General features: G+C 74.2%; 8 protein-coding genes and 1 pseudogene. 8 read left to right on the forward strand and 1 reads right to left on the reverse strand.

Annotation, left to right across the window (positions count from 1 at the left end; all coding sequences use genetic code 11):
- Positions 1–13: 13 nt before the first annotated feature.
- The 7 genes and pseudogenes from AB0B41_RS32640 (at position 14) to AB0B41_RS32670 (ending at position 7,696) form a co-directional block, all read left to right on the forward strand.
- The gene (locus AB0B41_RS32640; protein ID WP_358210207.1) at positions 14–1,492 is read left to right on the forward strand and encodes an aldehyde dehydrogenase family protein; all 1,479 of its coding nucleotides are present in this window, start codon (positions 14–16) and stop codon (positions 1,490–1,492) included.
- Positions 1,453–1,965: pseudogene (locus tag AB0B41_RS32645) on the forward strand (NAD(P)-binding domain-containing protein); the annotation flags it as partial. The gene AB0B41_RS32640 and the pseudogene AB0B41_RS32645, both read left to right, overlap by 40 nt.
- A complete protein-coding gene (locus AB0B41_RS32650; protein WP_358210225.1) occupies positions 1,954–2,370 on the forward strand; it encodes an NAD-binding protein in 417 nt (138 codons plus the stop codon). The pseudogene AB0B41_RS32645 and the gene AB0B41_RS32650, both read left to right, overlap by 12 nt.
- Positions 2,363–3,163, forward strand: a complete 801-nt coding sequence (locus AB0B41_RS32655) for an N-acyl homoserine lactonase family protein (RefSeq protein WP_358210209.1) — start codon at positions 2,363–2,365, stop codon at positions 3,161–3,163. Before AB0B41_RS32650 ends, AB0B41_RS32655 begins: the two co-directional genes overlap by 8 nt.
- Complete coding sequence (locus AB0B41_RS32660; protein WP_358210211.1) at positions 3,160–4,311, forward strand: acyl-CoA dehydrogenase family protein; 1,152 nt, start codon at positions 3,160–3,162, stop codon at positions 4,309–4,311. Before AB0B41_RS32655 ends, AB0B41_RS32660 begins: the two co-directional genes overlap by 4 nt.
- A 2-nt stretch (positions 4,312–4,313) precedes the next feature.
- Positions 4,314–6,389, forward strand: a complete 2,076-nt coding sequence (locus AB0B41_RS32665; RefSeq protein ID WP_358210213.1) for an acetate--CoA ligase family protein — start codon at positions 4,314–4,316, stop codon at positions 6,387–6,389.
- Positions 6,386–7,696, forward strand: a complete 1,311-nt coding sequence (locus AB0B41_RS32670) for an MmgE/PrpD family protein (protein WP_358210215.1) — start codon at positions 6,386–6,388, stop codon at positions 7,694–7,696. The genes AB0B41_RS32665 and AB0B41_RS32670 overlap by 4 nt, the downstream gene beginning before the upstream one ends.
- 69 nt (positions 7,697–7,765) lie before the next feature.
- On the opposite strand, the gene AB0B41_RS32675 is transcribed toward AB0B41_RS32670, so the two are convergent.
- On the reverse strand, positions 7,766–8,845 hold the full coding sequence (locus AB0B41_RS32675) for an alcohol dehydrogenase catalytic domain-containing protein (RefSeq protein ID WP_358210217.1): 1,080 nt from the start codon (positions 8,843–8,845) through the stop codon (positions 7,766–7,768).
- 317 nt (positions 8,846–9,162) lie between these two features.
- Between AB0B41_RS32675 and AB0B41_RS32680 the strand changes: the two genes are divergently transcribed.
- Positions 9,163–9,975 carry a mycofactocin-coupled SDR family oxidoreductase gene (locus AB0B41_RS32680; RefSeq protein ID WP_358210219.1) on the forward strand — a complete coding sequence of 271 codons (813 nt, stop codon included), beginning with the start codon at positions 9,163–9,165 and terminating at the stop codon, positions 9,973–9,975.
- Positions 9,976–10,073: the final 98 nt, after the last annotated feature.

Here is a 10,073-nt window from a genome sequence, read left to right on the forward strand (position 1 = left end):
CAGGAGCACGCGCATGACGACGACGTTGCGGGCCGAGGTCGCGGAGGCGGTCGAGGCCGCAGGCCTGCCCGAGGTGCTCACCGCCCACGTGGGCGGTGAGTTCACCGCCCGGGGCGGCGGGACGGTGCTCGACGTCGACGACCCGGCCACCGGCGCCGTCGTCGCGCGCGTCGAGACTACCTCGGCGGAGCGGGTCGCCGAGGCCGTGGTGAACGCCCACGAGGCGTTCGGCGGGTGGGCGGCGCTCGCCCCCGTCGCCCGCGGCAGGCTGCTGGCCGCCGCGGCGGCGGCGATCCGGCGGGACGGCGAGCTGCTGGCCCGGCTGGAGAGCATCGACTCCGGTAAGCCGGTCTCGCAGGCCCGCACCGACATCGAGGGCAGCGCCCGGTACTTCGAGTACTACGCCGGGCTCGCCGACAAGATCCACGGCGAGGTCCTCTCACAGCCCACCGGCACCTTCGCCTACACCCGGCGGGAGCCGCTCGGCGTGGTCGGCCACGTCACCCCGTGGAACGCCCCGCTGACCCAGCTGGCCCGCGGGGTGGCGCCCTGCCTGGCCGCGGGCAACACCGTCGTGGTCAAGCCCTCCGAGCTCACCCCGCTCACCTCGGTGCTGCTGGGCAGGCTGCTCGTCGAGGTCGGGTTCCCGCCCGGCGTGTGCAACGTCGTTCTCGGCCCGGCGGACCCCACGGGGATCGCGATCACCGAGCACGAGCTCGTCCGGCACCTCACGTTCACCGGTTCCGTCGCGGGCGGTCGGGCGGTCGGCGCGGTCGCGGCCCGCCGGATCATCGGGGTCAACCTGGAGCTGGGCGGCAAGTCGCCCACCATCGTCTGCGCCGACGCGGACCTCGACGCCGCCGCGAAGGCGGGCGCCCAGGCCGTCGTCCGCAACTCCGGGCAGTCCTGCTTCGCCACCACCCGCCTGCTGGTGGACCGGCGGGTCCGGGACGCGTTCGTGGAGCGGCTGGCCGCACGGATGGGCGGGCTGTCGGTCGGCCACGGGCTCGACGACCCGGACGTCGGCCCGCTGATCTCCGAGCGCCAGCTCGAGCGGGTGGTGTCCTTCGTGGACGCCGCGCGCACCGAGGGCGCCGAGGTCGTCGTCGGCGGTGACCAGCCCGGCGCGGGCGGCCGGTTCGTCAATCCCACGCTGGTCGCGGGGGTCACCAACGACATGCGGGTCGCCCGCGAGGAGATCTTCGGCCCGGTCCAGTCGGTGCTGGAGTTCGACACCCTGGAGGAGGGGATCGCCCTCGCCAACGACACCGAGTACGGGCTGTCGGCCGGGGTCTTCACCTGTGACGTCGGGGTGGCACATCGGGTCGCCGAGCGGTTGGCGGCGGGCCAGGTCCAGGTGAACCGGTACGTCGGTGCCGGGGTCGAGGTGCCCTTCGGAGGCTACAAGAACAGCGGGCTCGGACGGGAGAAGGGGACCGAGGCGGTGCACCACTACACCCAGGTCAAGAGCGTCATCATGGACATCTCGTGAGCGCCGCGGAGTCGACGCTGGGATTCGTCGGGCTCGGCGTGATGGGGTCGGGCATGGCCGCGAACCTGATCCGCAAGGCCGAGCGTCCCGTCGTCGTGTTCGATCCGGTGGCCGCCGCCACCGCGCCCGCCGCCGAGCTGGGTGCGCGGGTCGCGGGGTCGGTGGGCGATCTGGGCGAGGCCGTGGACGTGGTGTTCCTGTCGCTGCCCTCGATCGCGCAGGTCGAGACGGTGGCCGAGGAGCTGCTGACCGCCGCGCACCCGCCGCGGATCGTCGTCGACATGAGCACCAGCGACGTCACGCGCACCCGACAGCTCGGTGAGCAGCTCGCCGAGGCCGGGGTCACGCTGGTCGACGCGCCGGTGGCCCGGATGCGGCAGGCCGCCGCGGACGGGACCCTGCTGATCACCGTCGGCGCGGAGGAGCCGGTCTTCGCCGAGCTGGAGCCGCTGCTGTCCACGATGGGCAGCGACGTGGCGCACGCCGGCGGGCTCGGCAACGGCCAGGTGGTCAAGATCCTCAACAACATGGTGCTGTTCCTGAACATGAACGCGCTCGCCGAGGCGCTGGCGATCGGGCGGGCCGCGGGCGTCTCCCCGGACACCCTGTTCTCCGCGCTCAAGCTGGGCTCGGCGGACAGCTTCGCCCTGCAGCGCACCGCGTCGGCCACGATGCTCGTCGACGAGTACCCGGAGAAGGCCTTCCCGGTCGACTACGCGATCAAGGACCTGGCGCTGGCGCTCAAGCTGGCCGAGGAGTCCGAGATCCCCGCCGCGGGCGCGGCCCAGACCATGGACCTGCTCGCCCGCACCCGGGACGCGGGGTTCGGTGCGAACTACTACCCGGTGATGGTCAAGCTGGTCGAGGGCCGTGGCTGACCCCTGGGAGCTGTGGGGTGTCCGGATGGGCCGCGGGTCGCGTCCCACCCGGGACAACTTCCTGGTGCCCGGCGACCGCTGTGGACACAGCGACATCGACTTCATCGTGTGGGTGGCGGCCCGCGGGGACGATCTCGTCGTCGTCGACACGGGGTTCGGCCCCGAGGCCGGACGGCGCCGGGGGCGCGAGCTCGAGCTCGGGCCCGGCGCCGCGGTGGAGCTGCTGGGGTTCCGGCGCGACCGGGTCCGCACGGTCGTCCTGAGCCACTTGCACTTCGACCACGCGGGCAACCTCGGCGACTTCCCCGAGGCCCGGTTCGTGGTGCAGGCGGCCGAGATGAGCTACGTGACCGGGTCGGCCATGCGCCATCGCAGGCTCAGCCACTTCTACGAGCCCGACGACGTCGCCGAGGTGGTCCGACTGCTCTTCGCCGGCCGCGTCGACGTGGTCGACGGCGACCGCACGCTGTTCCCCGGGCTCGACGTCGTGCTCGTCGGCGGCCACACCCGCGGCACGCAGGTCGTGGCCGTGCAGACCGCGCGCGGCCGGGTGGTGCTCGCCGCCGATGCGATCCACTTCGACGAGAACCTGGCCGACACCAACCCCTTCCCGGCCATGGTGGACGTCGAGCACACCCTCGACGGCTTCCAGACCATCGCGGCACTCGCGGACTCACCGGAGCACGTCGTGCCCGGTCACGATCCCGCACTCTTCCGTCGCTACCCGCTGCTCGACGTCGACGGTGACGGCCGGATCGCCGTCCTGCACGAGACACCCCAGGAGGCTTCGTGATCGACGATCCCGACCTGCTCACCGAGTTCCGCACGTCGACCGAGGCGTTCGCCCGCGACCAGCTGGGCCCGGGGGCGCTGACTCGCGCGCACGAACCCGGCTACGAGCGGGACACCGCGCGGCTGCTGGCCAAGCAGGGGCTGCTCGGGCTGAGCATCCCCGAGGAGCAGGGCGGGCAGGGTGCGGGCCTGCTGGCCGCGGTGACCGCGATCCAGGCGGTGGCGGCGGGCTGCCCGCGCAGCGCGGACATCGTGCAGGCGGGCAACTTCGGGCCGATCCGCACCTTCGCCCAGTACGCCTCGCCGGAGCAGCGGGAGCGCTACCTGCCCGGGCTGCTCGCCGGCGACCTGCTGATCGCGCTGGGGATGAGCGAGCCCGAGGCCGGCTCCGCGGTGACCGAGCTGAGCACCACCGCCACGAAGGTCGAGGGCGGGTGGTCGCTCACCGGGACCAAGGTCTTCTCCACGCACAGCGCCGACGCGGACCTCTACCTCGTCTACGTGCGGTTCGGGCCGGGCACCGGCGGCATCGGCTCGGTGCTGGTGGACCGCGGCACCCCGGGGCTGACGATCGGGCCGCCCTCGAAGTACATGAACGGCGAGCACTGGTGCCCGCTCTACTTCGCCGACTGCGTGATCCCCGAGTCGCAGGTGCTGCTCGGCGAGGGCGGGTTCAAGAAGCAGATCAGCGGTTTCAACGTGGAGCGGCTGGGCAACAGTGCGCGCTCGATCGCGGTGGGCCGCTACGCCTTCGACCGCGCCAAGGAGTACGTCCTCGAGCGCGAGCAGTTCGGCCGCCCGCTGGCCGAGTTTCAGGGTCTGCAGTGGATGTTCGCCGAGGCCGCGCTGCGCCTGGAGTCCGCGCAGCTGCTGCTGGAGCGGGCCGCGCGGGCGGGCGACCGGGACGGGCTGCCCGGCGCCGCCGAGACCGCGATGGCCAAGCTCGCCGCGAACGAGGCGGGCTTCCTCGCCGCCGACACCGCCGTGCAGGCCATGGGCGCCACCGGGTTCGGCGAGGAGACCCTCGTCGAGTACTGCTTCCGGCGCACCCGCGGCTGGCGGATCGCGGGCGGCTCGGAAGAGGTCCTGAAGAACCGGATCGCCGAGCACGTCTTCGGGCGCCGGTTCTCCCAGCGGCCGGGGCGTTGAGCATGAGCGCGGACTCCGGCTTCTACCGGGCGCTCACCGACCCGCGGTCGATCGCGATCGTCGGCGCCTCGAACACACCGGGCAAGACGACCTCGCGGCCGCTGAGCTACCTGCGCCGACACGGCTGGGCGGGCGAGGTCTTCCCGGTCAACCCCACCCGCGACACGGTGGCGGGGGAGAAGGCGTACCCGTCGCTGCACGAGCTGCCACGGGTCCCGGACCACGTGCTGATCGTGACCGGGGCGAGCGCGGCGGTGGGTGCCGTGCACGCCTGCGCCGAGCTCGGGGTGCCGGTGGCGACAGTGATCGCCGACGGATTCGTCGGGCAGGAACCGGAGAGCCGGTACCTGCGCGGCGAGCTCACGGAGATCCTCGCGGGATCGTCGCTGCGGCTGCTCGGCCCGAGCAGCCTCGGGGTGGCGAACCTGCAGCGGCGCATGGCGCTGACCGGCAACGCCGCCTTCGCCGATGACGCGCTGCCCGCCGGGGACGTCTTCGTCGCGTCGCAGTCCGGCAGCGCCCTGGGCGCGCTGCTCTCCCGTGGCGCGGAGATGGGCCTGGGCTTCGCCTCGATGGTCTCCACCGGCAACGAGATCGACCTGTCGCTCGGCGAGATCTGCCTGGCCGCGGTCGACGACCCGCAGGTGGCGAGCTTCGCGCTGTTCCTGGAGAACCTCACCCACGCCGAGCACCTGGCCGCGTTCGCGCGGGCGGCGGCCGAGCGGGGCAAGCCCGTCGTCGCCTACAAGCTGGGCCGGTCCGACGCCGCCGCCGAGCTGGCGCAGTCGCACACCGGTGCCCTCGCCGGGGACGACGTCGTGGCCGAGTCCTTCCTGCGCTCGCTCGGCATCGCGCGCGTCACCACGTTCGAGGCGCTGCTGGAGGCCCAGCACCTGGCCCGTCGGGTCCCGGCCGGGCGCGCGCGGGCCCCGCGCGTGGGCGTGGTGTCCACCACGGGCGGGGGCGGCGCGATGATCGTCGACGCGTTGGCGGCCCGCGGGGCGGTGCCGACCGCCCCGTCCGCGGACACCGCGGCGACGCTCGCCGGGCTCGGGGTGGACGCCGGGCACGGCGCGCTGATCGACCTGACGCTGGCGGGCACCCAGTACGCCGTGATCAAGGGTGTGCTCGACGTCCTGCTGGAGGCCCCCGAGTTCGACGCCGTGGTCGCGGTGCCGGGCAGCTCCGCCCGCTTCACGCCCGAGGTGAGCGTGGCGCCGATCATCGAGTCCGCGGACCGCTCGACCCCGCTGGCCGCGTTCGTGGTGCCGGCCGCCCCGGACGCGCTCGGTCTGCTGCGGGCCAAGGGGATCAGTGCCTTCCGCACCCCCGAGTCGTGCGCCGACGCCCTCGCCGCGGTGTTCGTCCGGCAGGCCCCGGGGGCCCCCGCCGCCGTGGTCGCCCCGCCCGCGGACGCCCGGACCTCCCCGCTCGACGAGGCCGAGTCCTACGCGGTCCTCGAGCGGGTCGGGGTGCCCAGCGCGCCGCACGTCGTCGTGCCGGTGGCGGAGCTCGCAGACCTGCCGGTGCCCGCGCCCGCCGCGGTGAAGCTGGTGGACGCCGCGGTGGGCCACAAGTCCGAGCTCGGCGGGGTCGTGCTCGGCGTGGCCGACGGACCGGAGCTGGCCCGGGCGGCGACCCGCATCCGCGTGTCGGTGGCCGAGCGCAGGCCGGACCTCGCCGTGGACCGCGTGCTCGTGCAGCAGATGGTCTCCGGGGTCGCCGAGGCGCTGATCGGGTTCCGCCGGGACCCGGACGTCGGACCGCTGGTGATGGTGGCGGCGGGCGGCGTGCTCACCGAGCTCTACCGGGACCGCAGCGTGCGGCCCGCCCCGGTCACGCCCGAGCAGGCGCGGGAGATGATCGGCGAGGTCGTGGCGTTCCGCGCGGTCGACGGGTACCGCGACCTGCCGCGGGGGGATCTCGACGCGCTTGCCGAGGCGGTGAGCGCGGTGTCCCGGCTCGCGCTGCTCGACGGCCCGGCGGTGGCCGAGGCGGAGCTGAACCCGGTGCTCGTGCGGGCGCCGGGCGACGGGGTGGTCGCGGTGGACGCGGTCGTGTCGGTGTACCGCTCGTGAGTGGCGTCGTCGAGGTCCTCGGGGACACCGCGGTCGGCCTGCGGGAGCGGGCGAGCGGCGCCGAGGCGCAGCGCTGGGCCCGCCGGGCGTTCGTGGACTGGCTGGGCGTGACGCTCGGAGCCACCGAGGAGCTCCCGGTCCGCTCCCTGCTGACGGGCCTGGAGCTGGGCGAGCAGGGACCCAGCCGAATCGTCGGACGGGCGGAGCGGGCGCCGGCGCCGCTGGCGGCGCTGGTCAACGGGTCCGGCTCGCACACCCTGGAGCTCGACGACATCTACGCCCCCGGCCTCTACCACCCGGGCGCGCCCACGATCGCGGCCGCGCTCGCTGTGGCGGACCAGCGCGATCTCGACCTGGGCCGGCTGCTGCGCGCGGTCGCCGTCGGGTTCGAGATCGGGTGCCGGGTGGCGGCCGACCTCGGTCCCACGCACTACGCGCACTGGCACACCACCGGCACCGCGGGCGCGCTGGGCGCGGCGGCGGCGGCGGCCGACCTGACCGACGCCGATCCCGCCACGGTCGCCCACGCCCTCGCCCTCGCCGCCACCACCTGTGGTGGTGTGCAGCAGACCTTCCGCAGCGACGCCGCGGGCAAACCCCTGCACGCCGGGGCGGCCGCGCAGGCCGGGGTGGTGGCCGCGGCCGCCGCCCGCGGTGGGCTCAGCGGCGCGGCGGACGTGCTGGAGGGACCGGCGGGGTTCGCCGCCGCGACCGGCACGACCACGGAGTGGGCGCACTCGCGCTCCGCGCCGGGGGACACCCTGGCCCTGGAGCGGATCACGGTGAAGCCCTACCAGTGCTGCGGGCACGCGTTCGCGCCCGTCGACGGGGCGCTGCAGCTGCGCGACCGGATCGCCGGGGAGATCGACGAGATCACCGTCGAGACGTACGGGACGGCGATCGCCAGCGCCGGGATCGCGGCGCCGGTGAGCCTGGCCGAGCGGCGGTTCAGCATCCCGCACCTGGTCGCGGCCGCGCTGAGCAGCGAGACCTTCGACCCGGGCATCGAGCCGGACGAGGCGCTGCGGGCGCTGACCCGCAGGGTCCGGCTGGTCGCCGACCCCGGGTTCGACGCCCGCTTCCCGAGCCGTCGCGGCGCCCGGGTGACCGTCCGGGTGGGGTCGGAGATCCACACCGCGGACGTCCCGGACCGCTCGGGCAGCCCGGAGGCCCCCCTTGACGACGCCCGCCTGCGCGCCAAGTTCCAGACCGCGAGCGGCCGGGGTGCCGAGGAGGCCGCCACGCTGCTCACGCTGCTCGACGCGGCCGACCCGACCACCCCGGTCCGCGAGCTGGACCTGGGTTGACCGGCCGGCGAGGCCGCACCCCCGCACTCGATCCGCGCGAGTCCGGCACACCCCGACCTCCGCCCGTGCTCAGGGGGTGACGACGGCCTTGACGACCTCGCCCGCCGCGCTGGCCCGAATCGCCTCCTCCAGCTGGTCGAGTGGGTAGCGTCCGGTCACCAGGCGGTCGATGCCCATGGTCGGTTGCACTCGCGTGACCAGTTCCAGGCCGCGGTACACGTGGCCGGCGTGCGACCCGATGCTGCCGACGATGCGCTGATGCAGGTTGTTCAGGCGGACGATGTCGACCGGCACCACGCCCGCACCGGAGTACAGACCGAGCACCAGCAGGGTTCCCCCCGGGCCGAGCAGGTCCAGCCCGTCCGAGATCGCGGCGGCCACACCGGCGGCCTCGACGACCAGGTCGGCGCCGCGACCGCCGGTGTGCTCCATGACGAGCGCGCGGCGCCCCTCGACGGACGTCTCGGCCAGGTCGAGCACGTCGGTGGCACCGAACCGTCGTGCCGTGTCCAGTCGCTCCGCGCCCGTCCCGACGACGATCAGCCGGTCCAGATCGGTGCGCCCGAGCGCAAGGGTCGCGGCCAGGCCGACCGGGCCCGATCCGAGAACGACGACGGAACCCCCGGCCTCGACCGGTTCGATGCGGTCGAACCCGCCGAGCACGGTCGGCAGGGCGCAGCCGAAGGCTGCTGCGGCCGCGTCCGGCACCTCGTCCGGGATGAGGAAGACGGCGACTTGCGACGTGAGGGTCGCCACGTCCTGGAAGCCGGCGGACCCTGCGCGCTCCACCGGGATCGGCCAGTCGGTGTTCGCGCAGAACGCATAGCCGCGCTGCACGGTGCACGCCCGGCACCGCCCACACGCCGCGGGCGGGTACCACAGGACCCGGTCGCCGACCGCGAGCGGCTGCCCGGCGCTGTCGGTGGTCGTGCTGTCGCCGAGTTCGAGGACCGTGCCGACCGCCTCGTGCCCCAGGGAGATCGGACCGGGAGGGGACGGGAGGTCGCCGGCGAGCCGGTGCGCATCGGTGCCGCACACCCCGCCCATCGTGATCCGCGCCGTCAGTCCGCCCGCGGGCGGCGTGGGTTCCGGGACCTCCCGGAGCCGAAGCTTCCGGTCGGCGGGATCGAACTCCATCAGTCTGCTCACGAGGTGGGGCTCCTCTCGGGTGCGGGTCCGCCAACGTAGCGGGAGTCACCATGTTCCGATAGACGGAAACGTGTTCGACTTTCCGCAGACACACCTTGACAGCCCTTCGGAGTGGAGCCAAGACTCCAAGCGGTTGAACAGATAGATCAATGCGCTACTGCCGCGCGCACGCGTCCGAGCGGTTCGGCGCGGCGGCGGAGTCAGTCCGTCGTGCGCCCCCCGGGGCCGACCGGGGAGCGCTCCTCGCCGCGCGGGTTCGTCCGGCGGCATCGATATGGCGCGACCGGCGCCCGACGCCGGTCGGAAGGAGGAACGGGATGGGCACGCTGGAGGGCAAGGTCGCCTTCATCACCGGCGCGGCGCGCGGTCAGGGGCGCTCGCACGCGCTCACCCTGGCGGCGGAGGGCGCGGACATCGTCGCGGTGGACGTCTGCAAGGAGGTCACCCCGGTCGAGTACCCGACGGCCGAGCGCAAGGACCTCGACGAGACGGTCCGTCTGGTCGAGGCGCTCGACCGGCGGATCGTGGCCCGCGAGGTCGACGTCCGGGACTCCGCGGCGCTGGCCGCGGCGGCCCGGGAGGGCGAGGCCGAGCTCGGCGGCATCGACATCGTCCTCGCCAACGCGGGGGTGGTGAACTGGTCGCGGATCTGGGAGATGCCCGACCAGCAGTGGCAGGACATGATCGACGTGAACCTGAGCGGGGTGTTCCACACCCTCAAGGCCACCGTGCCGACCATGATCAAGCAGGGCCGCGGGGGCGCCATCGTGATCACCAGCTCCACGGCCGGGATCAAGTCCCTGCCCGGTCAGAGCCACTACAGTGCCTCGAAGCACGGCGTGGTCGGGCTGATGAAGTCCGCCGCGATCGAGCTGGCCCCCTACAACATCCGGGTCAACACGGTCCATCCCTGGGCCGTGGACACCGAGATGGGCGGGGTCACCCCGTCGTTGGAGCGGTTCCTGCAGGAGTCCCCGTCCTACGGCGACAGCTTCCACCAGGTGCTCGCCGACCCCCCGCTGCTCGCTCCCGCGGACATCTCGGCGGCGGTGCTCTACCTCGTGTCGGACTCCGGCCGGGCGGTCACCGGCGTGCAGCTCCCCGTGGACTCGGGCGCCACGGTCGTCTGAGCGGGAGGGGGGGCGCCCCGGGCGCCCCCCCCCCCGGGATGGCTGGGGCGGGGCCCCGGCCCCCCCGCGCGGGAAGGGGGGGACGTGGCGGGCGGCCT

Source organism: Pseudonocardia sp. NPDC049154 (genome assembly GCF_040648315.1).
Taxonomy (GTDB): Bacteria; Actinomycetota; Actinomycetes; order Mycobacteriales; family Pseudonocardiaceae; genus Pseudonocardia.

Coding starts and splice junctions, on each gene's coding strand:
- AB0B41_RS32640 (WP_358210207.1), top strand. CDS start 14: ATGACGACGACGTTGCGGGCCGAGGTCGCGGAGGCGGTCGAGGCCGCA.
- AB0B41_RS32680 (WP_358210219.1), top strand. CDS start 9,163: ATGGGCACGCTGGAGGGCAAGGTCGCCTTCATCACCGGCGCGGCGCGC.
- AB0B41_RS32650 (WP_358210225.1), top strand. CDS start 1,954: ATGGGCAGCGACGTGGCGCACGCCGGCGGGCTCGGCAACGGCCAGGTG.
- AB0B41_RS32665 (WP_358210213.1), top strand. CDS start 4,314: ATGAGCGCGGACTCCGGCTTCTACCGGGCGCTCACCGACCCGCGGTCG.